The organism is Rhabdobacter roseus (genome assembly GCF_014202275.1).
GTDB lineage: Bacteria > Bacteroidota > Bacteroidia > Cytophagales > Spirosomataceae > Rhabdobacter > Rhabdobacter roseus.
In genome coordinates, this window is record NZ_JACHGF010000001.1 from 119536 (window position 1) to 140048 (window position 20513).

A 20513-nucleotide genomic window follows, 5' to 3' on the forward strand; every position below is an offset into this window, starting at 1 on the left:
CTGTATTTCCAAATATTGGTATTATTTTTGCCATCAAAAGAAAGATATTCACCCTGGATTTTCTCAACTACTAATCAACTTTGGTAATGAAAAAGGCCTTTTTACTCGTAGCCGTTAGCGGATTATTGCTTTTCGCTTCTTGCACCCGCCACGCCTGTCCTGCTTACGGCTCTACTCAGAAAGTAGAAAAAGTACCCGCTCAGCGCGTTTAAGGTACTTAAAGTACCTCCGTGCCATTTTGCAAAATGATCCGTGCTGCCTCCAGCAGCGAGGGGGCGGCATAGTCACCCGCCGAGGTACCTCCTGCGGCAACAATATGAATGGTATGTACCCCGGCCTTGCGGCCCGCCTGCATATCCCGGGCGTGATCGCCCACCATCCAGGATAGCGCTGGGTCAATGTGGTATTTGGCCATTGCTTTTTCGATCAGGAGCGAGTCGGGCTTGCGGGTTAGCGAGCGCGAAGTGTAGTCGGGGTGGTGGCTGGCAAAGTACAGATCATCGAACGCTACGCCCGTCAGCTCCTGCATCCGCGCGTGGATGACGCGTACATCCTGGCCGGTGTAAAGTCCTTTGGCGATACCCGCCTGGTTGGTAATCACGATCAGCAAGTACCCCGCTTCTTTTAGTAGCCGCAGCGCTTCGGCCACGCCGTCCAGCAGTACGAGGTCTTCCAGCTTATAAGTATAGTACTGGTCGTCGCGGTTAAGTACCCCGTCCCGATCCAGAAAAACACATTTCTTCTTCAAATTCGTAGGTCGTTAAAGTTCCTCACCTTCCAGCAGCTCCACCCGATTTCGGGCTAGCCGCACCCTATCCATTCGTTCCAGTTGTTTCAACAAGCGCGAAACGACCTCCCGCGAAGTACCCAGCTCCTGGGCTATTTCCTCGTGGGTACCTTCAATGATAGCAGGCTGGTCGGGTTTCTTGGTCGAAAGTCGGGCTTTTCGTCGCAGGTAGTTCCAGAGGCGTTCGTCCATTTTCTGAAACGCTACGCCGTCGATGGTCGTGAGCAAATCATCAAAGCGGCGCTGGTAGGTCTGAAACACAAATTGCCGCCAGCTGGGGTACTTGGTGATCCATTCCTCGATCTTCTCGACCGGGATCAGCACCAGCTCGGCGGGCTCCTCGGCCACGGCTGTTACTTCGCTGCGGCGGGCGTTGAGGCAGCAACTGAGCGACATCGCGCACGACTCCCCGCTGCCCAGGTAGTACATCAGAATTTCCTTTTCCTCCTGATCCGAGCGCAGGATTTTGAGGGTACCTGCCAAAATAATGGGAACCGAGCGGATGTAGGCACCCGGCGTCATGAGCACATCGCCCGCCGCTAGCTGGCTGTAATGCCCCACTTCCGCCAACGCTGCCAGCAAACGAGGCTCAAACTTTCCCTGGAAACGTTCTTCGTAAAAGGAAACCGGTTGTTGCATGGTATTCTTTTTTTATAAACTATTCGCCACTAGGGGTACTTTGCACAAAGTACCCCTAGTGATTATTCAAACGAAGCATTTTTGTATTACGTTTCTCATGCAATTTACCCAAATAAAAGAAACCTGCCTCTACGTGGCCGATCTGGATCGCACCCGGGCCTTTTATGCCGAGCGGCTGGGGCTGGAAGTCATTTCGATGGTAGAAGGTAGTCACGTGTTTTTTCGGGCGGGTACCTCGGTGCTGCTTTGCTTTTTGCCCGAGGCTTCAAAGGCCAAGCAGTCGCCGCCCCCGCACTACGCCCACGGCAAGCAGCACCTGGCCTTTGAAGCCCCCGATGACCACTACGAAGCCCTGCTCCGGGCCGTGCAGGAGCGCGGTATTAAGGTATACCACCACGAAAAATGGCCCAACCACAAACGCTCTTTCTACTTCGACGACCCCGACGGCCACGTGCTGGAGGTGGTAGAAAGAGGCGTGTGGGGGTAGCCAGGTACTTTTGGGTGGGGGCTTAAAGTAGTGGCGGCCGACGATCCATCCAGGGCTCGGCGCGCTCGAGCTGGCCTGCGAGCCGGAAGAGCAGCCCTTCCTCACCCATGCGGCCAGTAAACATCATGCCCACGGGCAGGCCGCTTTCGGTCCAGTGCAGCGGCACCGACATGGAGGGCTGGCCGGTCATGTTAGCGATGGGCGTGTAGGGGATGTACCCAAAGGTTTTTTCCACCAGCTGATCCACCACGCTGCTGCCTTTCAGGAAGCGGTAGCCGCCCGTGGTTTGAAGTACCCGGAGGGCTACGTTTTCCTGCGTGCTATTCTGCAACGCACCGATCCGGATGGGAGGGCGCGAAAGCGTGGGCGTCAGGAATACATCGTACTGCTGGTGAAAATGGGCCATGCCACGGGCCAGCTGATTCCACTTGCCCAGGGCGTAGGCGTAGTCGGCGGCGGTGAATACTTCGCCCATCTGGGCCAGCAGCCAGGTGTTGGGCTCCACGTCGTCGGCCTTGACGGGCCGGGCCAGCCAGTCGCCCATGATGCGCAGGGCAGCGGCGGTTTCGCCCACGATCATGGGCAAAAAAGCCTCCTTGAATACATCAGCGCTGTACGGTAAAGGCACTTCGACTACCTCATGGCCCAGCGACTCCAGCAAGCGGGCGGCTTTGTACACCGCGGCTACGCATTCCGCGTCCAGCGACAGACCGGGGTACGGGTGCTGCGCACTAAAGCCAATCCGGAGCTTACCTACCTCTCGAAGTACCTCCTCGGCGTAAGGGCGCTCAGGTACCTGGATCTGGTACGGGTCGCCGGGCTCGTAGCCATTTAGAACATCCAGCAAGGCGGCGCTGTCGCGCACCGAGCGTGTCACGGTGCCTTCGGCTACGGCACCCGCCCACGATTCACCCGTCAGGGGTGCCAGCGAAATACGGCCCCGCGAGGGCTTCAGGCCAAACAGCCCGCAGCAGGAGGCCGGAATCCGGATGGAGCCGCCGCCGTCGGAGGCCGTGGCGGCGGGCACGATACCCGCCGCTACCGCCGCCGCTGACCCTCCACTGGAGCCGCCCGCCGAATGGTCCGGGTTCCAGGGATTGCGGGCCGGGCCAAACAGGGTAGGCTCGGTAAAAGGCGTCAGGCCTAGCTCCGGCGTATTGGTTTTGCCAAAAAGAACCAGCCCCGCTTTTTTACAGCGCTTCACGTAGTTGCCGTCCTGGCTGGAAATATACTTCAAGTACCCCTTGCTGCCGCTGCGCATGGGCGTTCCCGCCCACTCAATACTCAGGTCCTTTACCAGGAAAGGTACCCCCCGCAGCGGAGCTTCGGCGGGCAGCGCTTCCACCATTTTGCGCCCTTCCTCGTAGTGCGGCTGCACAATGGCATTGAGCCTGGGGTTAATCTTTTCGGCCAGTACCAGGGCGTTTTCCAGGAGCTCGTGGGGTGTCACTTCGCCGCGCCGAACCAGGTCCGCCAGTCCTACGGCGTCGTAGCGTAGGTATTCTTCTACTTTCATGCGTTTTGGTTTAAAGATGAAGTACTTATAGAAAAATATCAGGGGTACTTTGCCCGCTGTAGGTACCTTGTCTACTTCTTTAGGGGGGCCGACGCCACGGCTATTTTGGAATCGGCGGTGCCGTAGTACAGCCACCAGCGGCCCTTGTAAGGTACCAGGGCTTCCAGAAACGTAACGTTATTGACCTGCCCCGTTATTTCGTAGGGCTTGTCGGGCTTCATGAAGTACCCCTTCGAGCGGTCCAGGAGGCGGTCGGGCTCCTCGGCACTGAACAAAAACTGCCCCGCCGCGTAGGTACCTTCGGGCAGGTTTACCTGGCCCGTCTGGGCGTTGTACATGCTGTTGTAGATGAGCACAATGCCCCGGGGCGTCAGCAGCGCCGGGGGGCCGGGCTCCAGCAGGCGGTTGTCAAACTGATCGGCCCGTACTTCGGCCACGGCTTTCAGGGAGCGGTCGGGCCGGGTAAAGGGGTACCAGTTGATGAGGTCGTCGGAGACGGCCACGTACAGCTGCGGTTGGTCGCCCCAGTACATCCAGTACTTGCCGTTGATGCGGGTCGCTACCAGGCGGCTACCCACCCGGCGGCACACAATGGAGCCCGACTTCGACCATAGATCTTCGCCACCTCCCCGAATGAAGTTGTTAAAAGCCCGGCCGTACTTTTTCCAGGTCAACAGATCGCGGGAGGTGGCCACACACAGGCGGGCCTTGTCGCCGTCGTAGGAGGAGTAGGTCATGACGTAGGTACCGTCTTCGGCCTCCACCACGCGCGGATCTTCCACGCCGCCTTCCCACTCGTACTTTTTGAAGGCGTCGTTTTCGGGATAAAAAACGGGCCGGGGCATCCGCTCGAAACGCAGGCCGTCGGTGCTGGTAGCCAGGCCGATGCGCGAAGTACCCTGGTACTTGCCCACCAGGTCTTCGGCCCGGTAGAGCAGGTATATCTTTCCGTTCCGGACCACGGCGGCGGGGTTGAACACATCTTTTTCTTCCCAGCGCACGGTTTCGCCCCGCACGGGGCAGTCGAAGGTTGTGGTAGCGCGGGGTGTCAGCACCGGGTTGGCTCGGTCGTGCTTGCTGAAGGTACCTAATAGCCACGACTGGGCCTGTAAAGTACCTCCGGCGCAGAGCAGCAATAGTAGCGGAAAACGGAAGCGTATTTTCATTTTTTGAAAAGATGGTTTAGGTTGAAAAAGTACCTGTAGCTGGATTACCCAGGCTGAGTCAGGTTTTGAAAAAAAACGTTTAGTCTGTTTTCAAAGATACGAGATAAGTCGAGCTAATGTTTAGTACTTCTTGTTTTCGCCGTATGACCGGCACAAGCTACCTTTTATTCTGTTAGCCCCAAAAGCAGCCAAGATCAGCTGAAGTATAAGTAGTATTAGGGAAGAGGGGACTTTACCTGGGAGATAGCAAAATAATGAACCCAGAACTCATTGGGTAGCGGCTGTGAAGTTGGGGGTACTTTGGCAACTAGCCGTGCCTTCCCTTACAAACGTGTACCCTGCTCCTGAAGCCATGAAATATCCACTCAAACGCCTGAGCCTACTTAGCCTGCTGTGGGTACTTTACTCGCTGCACAGCTGCATCGAGCCCTTCTCGCCGCCCGAAATCACGTCGGCCAGCAGTTACCTGGTTGTGGATGGGTTTCTGAATACCAGCGCGGGCACCACGAGCCAGATCAAGCTGAGCCGGACCCAGAATTTATACGAAAACCGACAGCCTTGGGTGGAGCAACAGGCCAACCTACGCGTAGAAGGTGACCAGGGAAGCGCTTATGCCCTGGCCGAGGTAAAGCCCGGTACCTATGAGCTGGGGGGCGTTTCGTTGGCCGAGAATGAAAAGTACCGGCTTCGGATCCGGACCCGGGATGGCAAAGAGTACCTTTCGGACTACGTGCCGGTGGTAAAAACTCCGCCCGTCGACAGCGTGACCTACCGGGTAAGCCCCGACAGATCCGGTGTGCAGATCAACGTCCATACGCATGACCCGACGAAGCGTACCCGCTTTTACCGCTGGGGCTATGAGGAAACCTGGGAGTACCACTCGCCGCTCTACTCGGCCTTTGAGGTAGTCAACAAAGAAATCCGGCTACGAACCCAAGACATCAGTACCTGCTGGACGTTCCTGAAGTCGTCACGGATCGTGCTGGGTACCTCCGTGAAGCTCAGCCAGGATATCATGGAGAATGTGCCCATTACCTACGTACACGCCAGCTCAGGTAAGCTGCGGGTCAAGTACAGTATTCTGGTGAAGCAGTACGGCCTGTCGCAGGAGGAGTTTGAGTACTGGACGGCCATTGCCAAAACCAACGAGCTCACCGGCAGCCTCTTCGATCCGCAGCCCTCGCAGGTAACGGGCAACATCCGCTGTATCAACGACCCAAAGGAGCTAGCCTTTGGGTTTTTCAGCGTTTCCACGCCGCAGGAGAAACGAATTTTTATTACGGAGTGGCTGGGGCGGTTTACGAGCCCCTGCGAACCTGAGGATACCCTTAACGAAGCACAGGCCCTGGAGACCTACGACTTGATCCTCGTTGAGTTTCCCGTTCCGGGTTCTAACAAGCCGTTCTACATCACCGGCAGTGGTAGCTGCACCGACTGCCGCCTGCACGGCGGGATCAACGAAAAGCCCGCCTACTGGCAGTAGATAGGGGCCAGGGTTGCTAAGATGGATGAGCCGGGAGCTTGCTTTTAAGAGAGGAAGTACCTTCCAAATACCAAAGTACCCTCCTTCCGTGCGGGGAAAAGGTACTTTGGTGATGGGCTGATGAAGCAGATGATTTTGGCTTTTTTTGGCCAGCGCTACGCTTTCTTTTTCCGATAGGCCCAGTAAAATACCTGCGGCAGTACCGTAAGGCTCAGGAACATGCATACCAGCAGGCCACCGACGATCATGATGGCGAGGGGTTTTTGGATTTCGGAGCCCATGCCGGTGGAAAGCGCGGCGGGTAGCAGCCCCAGCGAGCCCATGAGGGCGATCATCAGAATGGGCCGGATGCGGCTGTACACGGCATTCGAGATGGCTTCTTTCAAGGGGGCTCGTTTTTCCAGATTTTGGCGAATATTGCCAATGAGTACAATGCCGTCGATAGTAGCTACGCCAAAAAGGATGATAAACCCGATACCGGCCGAGATACCGAAGGTAGTCCCGGTTATCCAGAGCGAAAGGTACCCGCCGATAAACGCGAACGGTACCACCAGGAAGGACACCAGCGTATCTTTTAGGTTGCCGTTGAAGTTGATCCACAGCAGGAACATGATCAGCAGCAAAGACACGGGAACGATCATAGTCAGCTGCTTGGTAGCCCGCTCTTTGGATTCAAATTCTCCGGCCCACTCCATTTTGCGGCCGGGGGGGAGCGTTACCTTTTCGGCTACTTTTGCCTTGGCCTCCGCGATGGTACTGCCCAGGTCGCGGCCTTCTATGCTAAATCCTACGGCGATGTAGCGGCTGCTGCCCTCGCGGTAGATGAACGTAGGGCCCGTTATGTAGTCAATGGAGGCAATTTCCTTCAGGGGTACTTTTAGATTGTCTTTGGTAGGAATCAGAATGTCTCCGATTTTTTGCTCATCGTCGCGGTATTCTTTGGCAAAGCGCAGCCGCACATCAAATACCCTTTCGCTTTCGTAAAAATGCGTGGCGGCGCGGCCACCGATGGCCATTTCGATAACCGCCTGCGCATCCGAAATGTCCACCCCGTACCGGGCCATTTTATGATCATGCAGCTCAATCCGGAGTTCGGGCAGGCCGATATTTCGGTACACGTTCAGGTCCTCGATGCCCGGCACGTCTTTTATGCTGCTGGCCACCTGGTCGGCATACTGCTCCAGCTCAAATAAATCCTCCCCGAATATCTTGATAACCAGCGAGCTTTTTACGCCCGCCACGTATTCTTCTACGTTGTCCTGGATGGGTTGGCTAAACCCAAACACAATACCGGGGTACGTTTGTAAAACCTGACGCATTTCTTCTACGAGCGCCTCTTTTTTTACGCTTCGCGTCCACTCTTTCTCCGGATGCAGCTGGATGTGGAATTCAATATTAAAAAAGCCGGTAGGGTCGGTGCCGTCGTTGGGGCGCCCTACCTGGTTCAGGACAAACTGTACTTCTTCAAACGTTCGCAGGTCGGCTTTCATTTCTTTGGCCAGCCGTTGAGACTCTTCGATATTGACACTGTTGGGAAGCGTAGCCCGGATGTAGATGGCACCCTCGTTGAGCTTGGGTAAAAACTCTGACCCGTGGTGCATGAAACCAACCACGCATACCAACAGCAGGCCCAAGAAACTAACAAGGGTTGCCCGTTTGTGACGCGTAGTCAGCAGGTACAGCTTAAACAGTCCGTTTCGAAAACTCCTCGTAATCAGGTTATCTTTCTCCACAATATTCTTTTGCAAAAGTACCTTGCACATGGCCGGGACGTACGTCAGGCTGAGGAGCAAAGAGCCCAGCAGCGCAAACCCCAGGGTATAAGCCAGCGGAGAGAACATTTTTCCTTCTACTTTCTGAAAAGAGAAAATGGGTATGAGCGCGACGATCAGGATGATCAGAGCAAAGAAAATGTAGGAAGCCACGCTTGAGGCGCTTCTCTTAATGATACCCGACTTGGAAATCTTGTTAAAACGCTCCATGCCCAGCTGGTGCGCTCTTTTTTCGAGCCCCACAAAAACGACCTCCGAGACCACCACTGCTCCTTCCAGCAACAGGCCGAAGTCCAGGGAACCCATCGAGATGAGGTTGGCGGGCATGCCCATGATCCGGAGCATGACAATCGAAAACAGGAAAGCCAGCGGAATAACCGACGCCACAATGAGCGTGAGCCGCCAGTTGTACAAGAAAATAAACACAATGACCGACACCAGTACAATCCCTTCTACGAGGTTTTTGGTTACGGTATTCACGGTGGTATTTACCAGCTCCGTGCGGTCTATGAAAGGCTCTATTTTGACGTCTTGGGGCAGTACACGTTCATTGAGGTCGGTGATGCGTTCTTTGAGGCGTTCGATGACCTCACTCGGGTTTTCACCCCGGAGCATCACAACGATGCCCTGCATGAGGTCGTCATCGTCCTGTAAGCCCACAATACCCAAACGTGGCTTGGCCGCCGCTTGTACTTCAGCTACGTGTTTGACCAGAATAGGCGTAGAGCCACGTACTTCGATCAGGATATTTTCGATATCTTCCACGCTTTCCAGCAAGCCTACCCCACGTACTACGTACGCCTGGTTTCCCCGTTCAATCACATCTCCACCTACGTTGATGTTACTTTTAGAGACGGCTTCAAATACCTCCAGGGGCGAAAGGTCGTAGTTGGCCAGCTCGGTAGGGTTGACTTTGATCTCGTAGATTTTTTCTTCCCCACCAAAACTGACCACATCTGCCACGCCAGGAACCGCCACCAGCTCCCGCTCAATGACCCAGTCCTGAATGGCCGTGATTTCCTTAATGGGCCGCTCACTCCTGACCACGTACCGAAACACCTCCCCCGTAGCGCCGTAAGGTGGCTCAATGGCTGCCTCGGCTCCTTCGGGTAGTTCTACGCCCTGAAGGCGGTTGGCGGCGTACTGCTGGGCGTAAAAATCGTCGACGTCATCCTCAAATAGCACCGTCACGACTGACAACCCAAAGAGCGAAATGGAACGTACTTGTCCCTTCCGCGGGATGGTATTGACGGCCTTGGTAATGGGAAGGGTCACAAATTTTTCTACCTCCTCGGCACTCCGGCCGGGCCACTGCGTAATGATGCGCGCCCGGGTACTCGTGACGTCGGGGAAGGCTTCAATGGGGGTATGGATGTAGCTGATAATACCGGCCACCAGCAAAACGCCCGTCATAAAAAAGACCAGAAGGGTATTTTTTAAAGAAAAGGCGACGATGTTTCCTACTAATTTCTGCATGTTGCCTTTTTACTTGATTGCGTTCTGTAATTCTTCAAAAATCAAGAGCTGATTTTTAGTAATGATTTTTTCGCCGTGCCGGATACCGCCAGTCAGGAAAATATCCTGATGGCTCCGCGACAGCGTTTCTACCTCGCGCGCTTCCAGCGCGCAGTCGGAGTGGTAGACCAGCAGGTAGTTTTTGTTGTTGCTGAAAATAAGGGCTTTCTGAGGTACCCGCAGCGCCTGGGTGCCGGTCTGTTTTTGGGCTACGACCTCGATGAACATGCCGGGCTTGAGCTTCAGGGCGCTATTGTCCATGACAATACGCGCCTTAAGTACCTTTTCTTCGGTATCAAAAACCTGCGAAAGTGCCTGGATGGTACCTTGGAATACCTCACCGGGATACGCCGTGGCCTGCAGCGATACACTCATTTTTTCTTTGACAAACTCCAGGTCACTGGCGTAGACATTGGCCGACACCCATACTTGCGACAGGTCTGAAATCGTAAAAAGTGGCTCACTCTCGGCGGCGATTTGCATGCCGTCGGTGATGTTTTTGTTCACGATAAAACCACTCGCGGGGGCTTTGATCAGAAAGACATCGCGCTGCTCGCTGGCGCTGAACAGGGCCAGGTTGGCCGTTGTTTTTTCGAGCTCGGCGCGCAGTACGCTCTCTTCGCTTTTGGCTTCGAGCAGCGACTTCTCCGACGCAATGCCATCTTCAAACATCGACTGTGCGGCCTGTACGCTCCGGAGGGCTACGGTAAGCCGCGATTCCAGGCTTTTGCGCTCCGACTCCAGCGCGCTTAGCTCCACGCTGCGGATTTCGGCCAGTACCTGGCCTTTTTTCACCTGGTCGCCCAGCGTAAAGTGCGTTTTGGTAATGACGCCACCCACCAGGCTCACGTAGTGAAGTACCCGGTCGGGGTGGTAGTCTACCTTGCCCGACAACCGCCGCGACTCCGTCACCGGGGCCAGCGCTACGGTGTCCATTTTGATTTTTTCTTTCAGGCTGGCCGGTAGGCAGTAGGCTTTTTTCTCCTTAGGTACTTCTTGTGTCTCTTCCGGTTTACACGCCGCGCCGATGATCAGCAGGCTTAGTACGAGACTGGCATTTTTTATTTTCATAAGGGGGTGAATTAGCATGAATGAAATTTTAAGCGCGTACTAGAGCTCCGCACCTACGACGTACTGTAGTTCTTCGTAGGTCTGGCTGAGCTCTTTGCGGGCGTTGATGATGGTCTTTTTGTTATCGAGGTAGGCTTCAAAGAAGTCTAGGTACTCCAGCATGCTTACGTTGCGGTTGCGGAAGTTGGCGGTGTAGCTTTGCAGAAGCCGGTCCAGTTCGTCTTCGTAAGTAGGCTCAATGGCCGTATAGAAGCGTACGTTGGTCTGTAGGTTTTTGAAGGAAGCCAGTACCTCGGCCTCAATCTGGCGTTTTTTTTCACTACGCAGGAGCTCCGATTTCTGCACGCCCAGCTGGGCGTACTTGATATTGCCCTGGTTTCGGTTAAATACCGGCAGGTCCATTCCTACGCCGAAGCCAATGAAATTCTTCAGGAAATTCCCGCCGCGGTCGTAGTTGATTCCTACGGTCAGGTCGGGCTTGCGAAGGGCCCGTTCGTAGTCAACAAGCCGGGTTTGGTAGGTAATGTCTTGCTGGGCCCCGGTGAGGTCGGGGCGGGCGGCCAGCGCCCGCTCTACCAACGCCTGGGCGCTGGTACCTTCCAGGCGGGTCAGGTCCGGGATGAAGTCTGCCGTATCGAGCACGAGGTAGGTAGGGGCGGGGAGGTTGAGCAGTACCACCAGCTCCCGCTGAATCCCGTGGATTTGTTTTTGGACATCGACACTTTCGTTGGTGAGCTCCAGCACCAAGGCTTTGAGCCGAACTACCTCCGCCCGGTTGATATTGCCGATGGCGGTTTGGCGCTCGTACGAGGTCAGTAGCTGCTGGGTTTGGGTGATCTGGTCGGCAAAAACGGCCTGGTACAGCTGCAGGTACTGCAATTCTACCAGCGACTGCCGCAGTTCTACTTTGAGGTTTCGCAGTAAATCTTCGAAGTAGGTGATGGCCCGGTCGCGCGAGACTTCCTCAAGCGCCACCTGTTTGCGGCGCTTACCCGCCGTGAGCAGTACCTGCTCCAGCTGCACAGCTACCTGGCGGTTGCGGCCCACGTTGTTGAAGTAGGGAGGTAGTTCTTCGCCCAGTGACAGCTGATTTCGCGTAGCCCAGAGGTTTACCTCCTCCACGCTGACCGACGGGTTGGGCCAGAGCCGGGCCTGCCTAATCAGCGCTTCGGACTGCTCGATATTGAGCTTTTCGGCTACTAGAAGCACGTTTTTTTCCAGGAAGCGCGCCTCGGCCTGCGGCCTGGTCAGACGCAGCGTATCGGCGGGAGGCGTTTGTGCGGATAAAAGTGAGGTACTTAGTAGAACGCAAAGAAGTACCAAACGGGTTGAGCATACGAGGGATTTCATTCGCTACTTTTAATGATAGCGACAAAACTACCCCCCCCACCTTAGAGCCAGCCCAACGCTACATTAGAAGTAGATTAGAGCCCTTCGAGCATCAGGGCCATAGCTTTTAGAATTGAATAAGTACCTGCGTTCCCTGCCGCAGGGTACTTTGGATGGAAATATGGGCCTGGCAAAAATCCAGGATCTGGCGGGTGAGGGCCAGGCCAATGCCGTGGCCGGGAATATGCCGAGTATTGGAACCCCGAAAGAAAAGTTCGTAGAGCTGGTCCAGCTCGGCTTCGGGAATGACCGGCCCGTCGTTTTCGACGAGCAGGGCGGGGCGTTGGTCCCGGATGCAGAGCGTAAGGCTGGGGTTGCCGTTCTGGGAGAACTTCACAGCGTTGTCAAGAATATTGAGCAGGGCCGTAGCCAGCAGCTCGCGGTGCGAATGGATTTCCAGCCGGGCTTCCTGCGCGGAAGGTACCTCCAGCGAGGTATGAATCACGGAGCCGGGGTACTTGAACTTCAGCTTTTCGAGTACGTCCCACACCAGTTCGTCGAGCCGGAAGGAGGTACTTGGCGGCCGTTGGGTGCCGGTATTGAGGCCGCTGATCAGCAGCAGGCCTTCGATGATTGACCGGATTTGGTGGGTATCGCGCACGATTTTCTGAAGTACCTGCCGGTACTGTGCCTCGGTGTAGGGGCTTTCCAGGCTAAGCTCGGCCTGGCCCATGAGGGCCGTCAGCGGCGTTTTAAGCTCGTGCGAGATATTTTTAAGAAACATACGCTGATTGTTTACCTCCTTTTCCAGGCGCGCCAAAAACATATTTAAGGTACCTGTGAGCTCGCTGAGCTCGTCGTGGGAGTCGGCTACGACGGGTAGCCGGGCATTGAGGTTGTCGGTAGAAATGGTATTGACCTTCTGTAAAATGGCCGAAAAGGGTTTGAAGGTACGTTGGGCTACGAGGATGTTCAGCAGGTAGTTGAGGGCAATTCCTACCAGAAAAAAAAGCAGCAGAACGTTTCTGAGGTTCTGAACCTGCTCGATACCCCGATTATTGATCCCCGACACCAGAATCACGAAATCGCCCTGGTTGTCCTGGTAGTATACGCCCGTAAACTGCCGCTCACCTACCCGGAAGTTCTCTTTTCCTGTTGTTCTTATTTTTTGCAGAAGTACCTGGCTGACGGGGTAGTTGGGGTGGACTTCCACGAAGGTGACGGAATCGCGGGCGTCGTAGATCTGCACTACCTCTTCGTCCAGCGACTGCGCGTATTTCTGTTCGTAGTCGCGGTAGGTGTGCGTGCTCATTTCGTCCTTTTCCAGGAAAAAGAAAGCCGTCGTGAGCGCGCGGCCGTCCAGGCGGGTGAAGTACTGCTGGCTGATGTAGTTATTGAAAAAATAGTAGGTACCCGCAAAAACGAAAAGCAGCGTGAGGGCGCACACCAGCGTGGAGCGCAGGGCTAGTTTCTGTTTAAGATTCATGCGCGGCTTTCTGTTTTAGCAAGTACCCCCGGCCTTTGATGGTATGGATGAGCTTGTCGTCAAAGTCCTTGTCGATCTTGTTGCGTAGGTAGTTGATGTACACCTCCACCACGTTGGTGTTGCTGCTGAAGTGAATGTCCCAGACGGCCTCCGCAATTTCGACCCGCGAAAGTACCCGCTCGCGGTTGCGGAGCAGGTATAGCAGTAAGTTAAATTCGCGCGGGCTGAGGTTGATCTCCCGGCCGCTGCGGGTGACGCGGTTTTGCTCTACGTCTACCTCGATGTCGGCGTACTTATTGTTTTCAAAAATACCCTTTTCGAGCTGCTTGCGGCGCAGCTGGGCGTTGATGCGGGCCAGCAGCTCCCGAAAGTGAAACGGCTTGGCCAGGTAGTCGTCGGCCCCGGCTTCCAGCCCTTTGATTTTCTCCTCGTAGTCGCCCAGAGCGCTCAGGATGATGATGATGGACTTGATATTGCGCTTGCGGGTAATCTTACATACCTCGTAGCCGTCCAAGTCCGGTAGCATGATGTCCAGAATGATGACGTCGTAGTCGTTGACGGTGATCTGATTCAGGGCCTCGAAGCCCGACGTAACGGCCTCGACGAGAAAGCCCTGGTCGGCGAGGCCTTCCTTGATAAAAGAGGCCACGCGGTCGTCGTCTTCCACTAAAAGAAACTTCACCATAGCGGGGTACTTTTAAGGATCTAACTCAATACCCATCATGCGCATGAGTTCGCTGGCGTTGAAGCTCTGGCAAATACCTTCCTGGAGCTGGTAGTTGAAGGTCAGTGCGCCGTCCTGCACGTCGGAGCGGAAGTGGTAGTTGTGGACGTACGGCTGGGTCGCGCCCCATTCGCCCAGCTCCAGGTCGTGGGTCGATACGAGCCCGGCGGCCTGTTTGGGATGAAGCTGCCGGATCAGCGCTTCGGCCCCGCGGTGGCGGTCGGCGGAGTTAGTACCTTTCAGGATTTCGTCCAAGAGGTAAAAGATGGGGCTACCGGAGGTACTTTGGGAAAGCTCGATGAGCTGCCGGAGGCGTTTTAGTTCGGCGTAGAACGAGGAGGTACTTTCTTCCAGCGAGTCCTGCGTACGCATACTGCTGAATACCTGCACCGGGGAGCAGGCCAAGCGCCGGGCGCAGACCACGGCCCCCATCTGGGCCAGCACCAGGTTGATACCCAGTGTGCGCAGAAAGGTACTTTTGCCCGACATGTTGGAGCCCGTAATGAGCACGGTCGTGCCGGTACCATGTAGGTTAAAATCATTGCTGACGCGCTTGCTGGCCGGTATGAGCGGGTGTGCCAGGGCTTCGGCCTCCACGCGTACGTCCTGCTCCCAGGTTACCTGCGGCAGGGGGTAGTTGGGCTGGGCGAAGGCAAAACCCGCCAGGCTATTCATGGCTTCGGTATCGGCGAGTACCTCCAGCCACTGGTCAAGTTGCGCTTGATGGCGCTCTTTCCAGGCTTCGAGTGCGGCCAGGCAGTGCAGGTCCCAGAGGAAAGGAATCCCGACGAAGATCAGGAAGAAGGGATGCAGGCGGTAGTCGAGGCGGGCAAACCAGTGCCCCAGCGTACGCAGGGTGGGGGCGGCCTGCTGGATAAGGCTGCGGCGTAGCTGCCACCAGCGCGTTTGGAAGGGCGCGTCGTGGGCCAGCTGCAGCAGGTCGGCGTAGGCCAGCAACGTGAGGCCTAAGTCGGTGGTGCGACTGGTGAGCGACTGGACCCCAGCGTTGTAGCGATTCAAGATCACCGCCTGCCAAACCAGGCTTAGCCAGAAGGGCCAGGCGGGCAAGGTACTTGTGAGCGCCAAAGTACCCAACAACAGCGTAACAACGGGCCACCAGCGCCACCGCAACGATTGCCGCAGAGGTACTTCCATGGTTTCTTTGGCCCAGGCCCGCAAAGTACCTACCTGCTGGGCGGCGTGCTCGTGCAGGAGCGCGGTGGCCTCCCAGGCTTGTCGCCATTCGGCTTGCTTCTGAAATTCAGTAACGGACTCCTGGCGCATCATGATTTCGTCCAGCTCGGCGTGGCGGGTGAGCCAGCGGGCCAGTCGGCGGCTGCCTTCGTCGGTACGGGTACGGTTAAGAAGGCGGTAGAGCGAATGCTTCCCAAAGAGATCGAGGTCGGCGGCGTAGGGATGGCCCAGGTCCAGGAAATGCTCGCCGGTATCTTTACGGCGAAACTGAAAATTCAGCCGCTCCAGCTCGTCAGTATTGATGGTTTGGAGGTTCCGGGCGAATTCACGCCGCCGCCGGGCGGCCTGTTGGCGGCGCATCAGTACCAGGTACAGTACCGTAGCCAATAGCGTAAGTACCCCCCAGGCCGCGTCATCGCTCCGGTCCCAGAGCGAGATTGATATCGGCACGGCGGCAAAGGTACCCAACCTACCCAGCGATAGCGAATTGAATTGCCGCTGGGCTGCGCGCTCAGCCTGGCGTGCAGCCTGCATCTGTTGATCAAAAAAAGAAGTAGGTGTGGGTAGGGATTGCATACGATTACGACGGTACCTCGGCCGCTTCAAATTGTAACTTGATGAGGCTGGCGTAGAGCCCTCCGCTGAGTAAAGATAGTTCGTTATGTGAACCTGACTCGACGATTTGCCCCTCGCGGATCACGTAGATGGTGTCTACCTTCCGAATGGTCGCCAGGCGGTGGGCGATCACGATCGTCGTGCGGTTTTTCATGAGCTCGTCGAGGGCGGCCTGTACTTGTTTCTCCGATTCTGCATCCAGCGAGCTGGTGGCTTCGTCCAGGATCAGGATCTTGGGGTCTTTCAGAATGGCCCGGGCAATGGCAATACGCTGCCGCTGCCCGCCCGAAAGCTTCACGCCGCGCTCGCCGACTACCGTCTGAAAATCTTCGGGAAAGGATTCAATAAAGGAAAGCGCGTTGGCTTTGCGGGCAGCCTCCCGCACTTCGGCCTCGGTGGCGTTGGGCTTACCATAGGCGATGTTCTCGTAGATCGTACCCCCAAACAGCATAACCTCTTGCGGTACCACGGCGATGTTGTTGCGTAGCTGGGTGAGCTGAAAGTCGGTAAGTACCTTGCCGTCGATCCGGATCTGGCCCGCCTGTGGCTCGTAAAAACGCATGAGCAGCTGAATGAGCGTAGACTTACCCGCGCCACTATACCCTACCAGGGCAATTTTTTCTCCCGCGCTTACGTCAAACGAGATTCCTTTCAGCACGGGTACATCCGGCCGCGACGGGTACGAAAACTGCACGTCGTCGTAGCTGATATGGCCTACAACGGGCGTGATTTCAAGTACCTCTTCTTTGAGGTCTACTTCCGTCGTTTCGCCCATGATTTCCAGCAGTCGCTCCGATGCCCCGACGGTCTTGTTGATTTGGGCGTACATGTCACCCAGGCCGCCCATGGCCCCGCCAATGAAGGTCGTATAAAGTACAAAGGTGAAGAGGTCGGCAATGGTCATCTCGCCGGTTTGCACCAGATTGGCCCCGTACCAGATCACCCCCACAATACCCCCAAAGAGCGCAAAGATGATGAAGGAAACAAAGCCCCCGCGGAAGGTAGCCGCTTTGAGGGCGTTTTGGACTACCCGGTCCAGGGCGCTTTGGTACCGCCTTACTTCCAGGCGCTCGTTGGTAAAGGCTTTTACCACATTCACCGACTGCAGCGTTTCTTCGGCAATGACGTTGGCGGCGGCCAGTTCGTCCTGCGCTTTCTTGGAAAGGCGACGAATGTAGCGGCCAAAAAACATAGCAGCCACCACCATGACCGGAAAAGTAGCCAGCATGAAAGCCGTGAGTTTCCAAGACGTGAGGGAAATAAGCACAATACCTACCACCAAAGTGGCGATCTGCCGAAAGAACTCGGCGATGGTGAACGATAGCACATCCTGGAGCTGCGTAACGTCGGAGGTGATCCGGCTGGTGAGCTCACCCACGCGGCGTTGTTCCAGAAACGTAATGGGCAACGTGATGATCTTACCGTACACTTCGCGCCGGACGTCGGCCATGGCCCATTCGCTCACCCGCGAGAAGAGGTAGATACGGAAGAAGGAGAAGATCGACTGAAAAACCAGCACCACGATCAGGAAGCCCGTGATCTGATTGATGGTGTAGGGCGATTTTCCCTCAATGACTTCAATGATACTACCGACCAGCTTGGGAAATGCCAGCGAAGTACCCGTAGAAAGTACCAGGAATACAAACCCCGCGATGAAATACCACTTATAGGGAAGCGTATACCGAAAAAGCTGTAATGTCTTTTTCAGGCCTTCCCAGCTTATTTTTTTTACCGCCAGGGGCGATTCTTCGTTATCGTCACTAGCTCCTCTGCCAAAGCGTCTTTTTGCCATAATAATGATTCGGTACGTAGCTCGTATTTGGGTTTATTCTAAAATATCCTGTCTTTGTTTACTCTTCGTCCAGCTGCCCTTTGTAGCCCGACTCCTGCAAAAGCTGCCGGGCGTTGGCCATCTTCATCAGCTCCGGAAGGCTTACTTCCGGGTGCTCGGCCAGGTACTTACTCACGATGCGCCAGCCGATCCAGCGGCCAATGCCGCCGGGTACTTCGGGGCCCATCTCGGACGTAAAGGGGCGTTCACCCACGTACTTTTGTTTTTTTAATTCACTGCTTTCATAGAGCAGTTTATTTTCTACTAAAAAGGCCCACAGCTGCGTCTGACTGTTGTAAGCACGGCTCAAGTCTCTTTCCGAAAAGCCCAGCAGCAGGCTGTCGGGCGTTTGCGGGGCCATGTGTTTCACAAATTCGAAGGCTTTGCCGTACCCGATCATATCGGCCAGCAGCGTACGATCAGCGGGATCGATCCGATTGTATTTATCCGATAAAAAAAACAAAATGGCGGGTACCAGCGCCGCAGGCTGGTAGCGGTGCAGCTGGTAGTCATATACCTGAGGACGGTACCTTGCCTGCGGCCCGCCGAAGTAGTCGAGGCCAATGACGATCAAACTATCGGATATATAGAGATCATTGCCCAAAAAACCCGTGACAATCGTGGCTACGCGCGGAGGCGTAAAATCGGGATAGTAGTAGGTCAGGTACCTAAAAGCCTCCCGTAGCTCCTGCGCCGGATCGTTGGAATTGGTACTAAACAAGGAATCGAGTTTCTGCTTGAAACCCCGCAGCTCATTATTACGTAAATTAGTGTATAGTTGAGTGGCGAGAAGCGTATCGGCTGCCGGAAAATCGGTAAAGTAGTGGTGGGAGAGGTACGGATATTTCATAAGAAACTCCCGAACCGCTTCTACAGACTCACAGGCGAAGAGTTCATTTTCGAGGCGTTCGACGGTTAAAACTACTTGAACGTGGCTTACATCAGGGTGGCGATCGGAAGTTCCACAGGCCAGTATTCCGCTGAGCAAGCTCCCCAGAAGCAGTAATCGAGTAAAGTACATTCTCGCAGAAGTCAGAAAACACGGTAATAAAACACGCAAAAGTAAATAAAAAGTTGCAGTAAAAGGCCTTTCATTCCGAGGGAAAAGGGCCAACCCTAAAACTACCCAGTAGGGGTAACGCATTCTAAACTAGAATAAATACCTATGAAGGATATTTCAGGCAAGACAGTAAGTATACTTGGTTGCGGGTGGTTAGGCCTTCCGCTGGCGGAGCATCTTCTGGCTCATCCGGCTGGGTTCTCCGTAAAAGGTAGTACGACGACTCCTGAAAAATTAGCTTTGTTGGCTAGCCGCGGCATTGATCCCCACCACCTTTCTTTTACTCCTTCCCCGCAAGGAGAGCACGTAGAGGCCTTTTTTGAGAGCGAAAGCTTAGTTGTAGATATTCCGCCCCGCCTTTCGAAACAAGGTGAGGAGTTTCATCCTCAGCAGCTTGAGCATATCGTTAGGCTCGTAGAAAAATCTCCGATCAAGAACATAATTTACCTTAGCTCTACCTCGGTGTACCCCGCGCTCAACCGCCTGGTTACGGAGGAGGACGTCCGTCAGCCTGATGAGTCGGCTTCACCAGCTTTAGTAAAGGCCGAGCAGCAGATGGCTTCGCTTCGGGCTGATCGCCACGTGACCATACTGCGCTGCGGGGGGCTGATGGGGTACGATCGCATTCCGGGGAAGTACGTTAAAGGGCAAAAAAACCTGACAACGGGTTCAGTGCCCGTCAACTATGTACACCGGGATGACGTTATTGCGCTCATAGCCAGGATTCTGGAAGATAATGAAGTGACAGACAGTACCTTTAACGTAGTAGCCCCTTTCCATCCAACGCGTCGGGAAGTCTACGAAGCATCCTGTGCACAATTTGGCTGGGAAAGCCCCACTTTTCTGCCAACAGCCCCTAATGAAAGCTTCAAGATTGTGGTGGGGGATAAAGTTTGCTCCAGCTATGATTTTTCATTCCGGTTTCCGAACCCCCTGCACTTCTATTATACTCAGGCGCAATCTGTAACCGAACCCAAGGCATGATTTTAATAATTAACTGTGGAATTAAAGTTAAATAAAGTTTAGACAGTTTTGAAGAGAGAGATTTTACGAGGGCGGGGCAGCATAGCGGGAAGAGGAGAAGAGAGTGGGGGTAAAAATAGGAGTTTAGAGGTAATTAGTGCGCAGAAACTCAGAAGGGGCCGACGGAAGCAGGAAGTAATACCTAGAACTTTGTTTATCTTTTGCCATTAAAAATTACACAAATAATATTTGCACTTTTGTTTAAGATTTACGTATCTTTGGTTCAACAAAAATAAATTCATACTTTATGACAGCGATTGAGTTCACATATAACATCCATCAGGTATCGAAGTCCCTGAAGCCGTTTGCTATGCGCTTAACCCGCGACTCAGAAGATGCCAACGATTTGTTGCAAGACACCCTTCTGAAAGCTTTCACCAACCGCGAGAAGTACACCGACGGTACTAACCTCAAAGCTTGGTTGTATACGATCATGAAGAATACCTTCATTACGAACTACCAGCGGATGGTGCGCAAGAACACCTTCATTGATACTACCGATAACCTGCACTACATCAATTCGATGGAAAGTACCACCGACAACGGGGCCTATTCCAGCTTTGCGATGGAAGATATCAACGGAGCTATTAAAGCTTTAGATAAGGCTTACCAGGTACCTTTCATGATGCATTTCCGGGGCTTTAAGTACCACGAGATAGCCGCCAAGCTGGATATTCCGATCGGTACGGTAAAGAATCGCATTCACATAGCCCGTAAGGAACTGAAAAGTAAACTAAGGATGTACTCGCACCTGGATTAACCAGATACGAGAGAACGGCTACCTGGCGTTCCACGGAATCTACTATACAATTCAA

The 20513-nt window shown here is 54.6% G+C and carries 16 protein-coding genes; 4 read left to right on the forward strand and 12 right to left on the reverse strand.

Going from position 1 to position 20513, the window contains the following annotated elements:
- Window positions 1-217: 217 nt before the first annotated feature.
- Together HNQ92_RS00515 and HNQ92_RS00520 are read right to left on the reverse strand one after the other, a co-directional pair.
- Window positions 218-748 (reverse strand): D-glycero-alpha-D-manno-heptose-1,7-bisphosphate 7-phosphatase, encoded by a 531-nt coding sequence (locus tag HNQ92_RS00515; protein WP_184169372.1) that lies wholly within the window; start codon window positions 746-748, stop codon window positions 218-220.
- Window positions 749-760: 12 nt separating this feature from the next.
- Window positions 761-1426, reverse strand: a complete 666-nt coding sequence (locus tag HNQ92_RS00520; RefSeq protein ID WP_184169374.1) for a Crp/Fnr family transcriptional regulator — start codon at window positions 1424-1426, stop codon at window positions 761-763.
- 97 nt (window positions 1427-1523) lie between these two features.
- On the opposite strand from HNQ92_RS00520, the gene HNQ92_RS00525 reads away from it, so the two are divergent.
- Window positions 1524-1913 (forward strand): VOC family protein, encoded by a 390-nt coding sequence (locus HNQ92_RS00525; protein WP_184169376.1) that lies wholly within the window; start codon window positions 1524-1526, stop codon window positions 1911-1913.
- Window positions 1914-1935: 22 nt separating this feature from the next.
- On the opposite strand, the gene HNQ92_RS00530 is transcribed toward HNQ92_RS00525, so the two are convergent.
- Entirely contained in the window at window positions 1936-3429 is a 1494-nt protein-coding gene (locus HNQ92_RS00530) for an amidase (protein ID WP_184169378.1), read from the reverse strand.
- Between the two features lie 71 nt (window positions 3430-3500).
- Complete coding sequence (locus tag HNQ92_RS00535; protein WP_184169380.1) at window positions 3501-4595, reverse strand: glycoside hydrolase family 130 protein; 1095 nt, start codon at window positions 4593-4595, stop codon at window positions 3501-3503.
- A gap of 352 nt (window positions 4596-4947) precedes the next feature.
- Here HNQ92_RS00535 and HNQ92_RS00540 point away from each other — a divergent pair, with 352 nt between their 5' ends.
- A complete protein-coding gene (locus HNQ92_RS00540; protein WP_184169382.1) occupies window positions 4948-6078 on the forward strand; it encodes a DUF4249 domain-containing protein in 1131 nt (376 codons plus the stop codon).
- Between the two features lie 155 nt (window positions 6079-6233).
- Here the strand turns inward: HNQ92_RS00540 and HNQ92_RS00545 are convergent, their stop codons facing one another.
- From HNQ92_RS00545 to HNQ92_RS00580, 8 genes are all read right to left on the reverse strand, one after another.
- The gene (locus tag HNQ92_RS00545; protein WP_184169384.1) at window positions 6234-9326 is read right to left on the reverse strand and encodes an efflux RND transporter permease subunit; all 3093 of its coding nucleotides are present in this window, start codon (window positions 9324-9326) and stop codon (window positions 6234-6236) included.
- 9 nt (window positions 9327-9335) lie between these two features.
- A complete protein-coding gene (locus HNQ92_RS00550; RefSeq protein WP_184169386.1) occupies window positions 9336-10436 on the reverse strand; it encodes an efflux RND transporter periplasmic adaptor subunit in 1101 nt (366 codons plus the stop codon).
- A 39-nt stretch (window positions 10437-10475) separates the two neighbouring features.
- Window positions 10476-11786 carry a TolC family protein gene (locus HNQ92_RS00555; RefSeq protein ID WP_184169388.1) on the reverse strand — a complete coding sequence of 437 codons (1311 nt, stop codon included), beginning with the start codon at window positions 11784-11786 and terminating at the stop codon, window positions 10476-10478.
- Between the two features lie 106 nt (window positions 11787-11892).
- Complete coding sequence (locus HNQ92_RS00560; protein WP_184169390.1) at window positions 11893-13251, reverse strand: HAMP domain-containing sensor histidine kinase; 1359 nt, start codon at window positions 13249-13251, stop codon at window positions 11893-11895.
- On the reverse strand, window positions 13241-13936 hold the full coding sequence (locus HNQ92_RS00565; protein ID WP_184169392.1) for a response regulator transcription factor: 696 nt from the start codon (window positions 13934-13936) through the stop codon (window positions 13241-13243). Before HNQ92_RS00565 ends, HNQ92_RS00560 begins: the two co-directional genes overlap by 11 nt.
- Window positions 13937-13948: 12 nt before the next feature.
- Window positions 13949-15745: a MutS family DNA mismatch repair protein gene (locus HNQ92_RS00570; protein ID WP_184169394.1), complete on the reverse strand. Its 1797-nt coding sequence runs from the start codon at window positions 15743-15745 to the stop codon at window positions 13949-13951.
- Between the two features lie 4 nt (window positions 15746-15749).
- The gene (locus HNQ92_RS00575) at window positions 15750-17576 is read right to left on the reverse strand and encodes an ABC transporter ATP-binding protein (protein WP_184169396.1); all 1827 of its coding nucleotides are present in this window, start codon (window positions 17574-17576) and stop codon (window positions 15750-15752) included.
- A gap of 58 nt (window positions 17577-17634) precedes the next feature.
- On the reverse strand, window positions 17635-18636 hold the full coding sequence (locus HNQ92_RS00580; RefSeq protein ID WP_460885345.1) for a gliding motility protein GldB-related protein: 1002 nt from the start codon (window positions 18634-18636) through the stop codon (window positions 17635-17637).
- 144 nt (window positions 18637-18780) lie between these two features.
- Between HNQ92_RS00580 and HNQ92_RS00585 the strand changes: the two genes are divergently transcribed.
- Window positions 18781-19659: a Rossmann-fold NAD(P)-binding domain-containing protein gene (locus HNQ92_RS00585; RefSeq protein WP_184169401.1), complete on the forward strand. Its 879-nt coding sequence runs from the start codon at window positions 18781-18783 to the stop codon at window positions 19657-19659.
- A gap of 286 nt (window positions 19660-19945) precedes the next feature.
- Complete coding sequence (locus HNQ92_RS00590; RefSeq protein WP_184169403.1) at window positions 19946-20458, forward strand: RNA polymerase sigma factor; 513 nt, start codon at window positions 19946-19948, stop codon at window positions 20456-20458.
- Window positions 20459-20513: the final 55 nt, after the last annotated feature.

What these genes read in the sequence shown, in the direction of transcription:
- HNQ92_RS00555 (WP_184169388.1), bottom strand. Translation starts at nt 11,786, where the DNA reads ATGAAATCCCTCGTATGCTCAACCCGTTTGGTACTTCTTTGCGTTCTA.
- HNQ92_RS00585 (WP_184169401.1), top strand. Translation starts at nt 18,781, where the DNA reads ATGAAGGATATTTCAGGCAAGACAGTAAGTATACTTGGTTGCGGGTGG.
- HNQ92_RS00575 (WP_184169396.1), bottom strand. Translation starts at nt 17,576, where the DNA reads ATGGCAAAAAGACGCTTTGGCAGAGGAGCTAGTGACGATAACGAAGAA.
- HNQ92_RS00540 (WP_184169382.1), top strand. Translation starts at nt 4,948, where the DNA reads ATGAAATATCCACTCAAACGCCTGAGCCTACTTAGCCTGCTGTGGGTA.
- HNQ92_RS00580 (WP_460885345.1), bottom strand. Translation starts at nt 18,636, where the DNA reads ATGTACTTTACTCGATTACTGCTTCTGGGGAGCTTGCTCAGCGGAATA.
- HNQ92_RS00590 (WP_184169403.1), top strand. Translation starts at nt 19,946, where the DNA reads ATGACAGCGATTGAGTTCACATATAACATCCATCAGGTATCGAAGTCC.
- HNQ92_RS00565 (WP_184169392.1), bottom strand. Translation starts at nt 13,936, where the DNA reads ATGGTGAAGTTTCTTTTAGTGGAAGACGACGACCGCGTGGCCTCTTTT.
- HNQ92_RS00525 (WP_184169376.1), top strand. Translation starts at nt 1,524, where the DNA reads ATGCAATTTACCCAAATAAAAGAAACCTGCCTCTACGTGGCCGATCTG.
- HNQ92_RS00550 (WP_184169386.1), bottom strand. Translation starts at nt 10,436, where the DNA reads ATGAAAATAAAAAATGCCAGTCTCGTACTAAGCCTGCTGATCATCGGC.
- HNQ92_RS00570 (WP_184169394.1), bottom strand. Translation starts at nt 15,745, where the DNA reads ATGCAATCCCTACCCACACCTACTTCTTTTTTTGATCAACAGATGCAG.
- HNQ92_RS00520 (WP_184169374.1), bottom strand. Translation starts at nt 1,426, where the DNA reads ATGCAACAACCGGTTTCCTTTTACGAAGAACGTTTCCAGGGAAAGTTT.
- HNQ92_RS00530 (WP_184169378.1), bottom strand. Translation starts at nt 3,429, where the DNA reads ATGAAAGTAGAAGAATACCTACGCTACGACGCCGTAGGACTGGCGGAC.
- HNQ92_RS00535 (WP_184169380.1), bottom strand. Translation starts at nt 4,595, where the DNA reads ATGAAAATACGCTTCCGTTTTCCGCTACTATTGCTGCTCTGCGCCGGA.
- HNQ92_RS00545 (WP_184169384.1), bottom strand. Translation starts at nt 9,326, where the DNA reads ATGCAGAAATTAGTAGGAAACATCGTCGCCTTTTCTTTAAAAAATACC.
- HNQ92_RS00560 (WP_184169390.1), bottom strand. Translation starts at nt 13,251, where the DNA reads ATGAATCTTAAACAGAAACTAGCCCTGCGCTCCACGCTGGTGTGCGCC.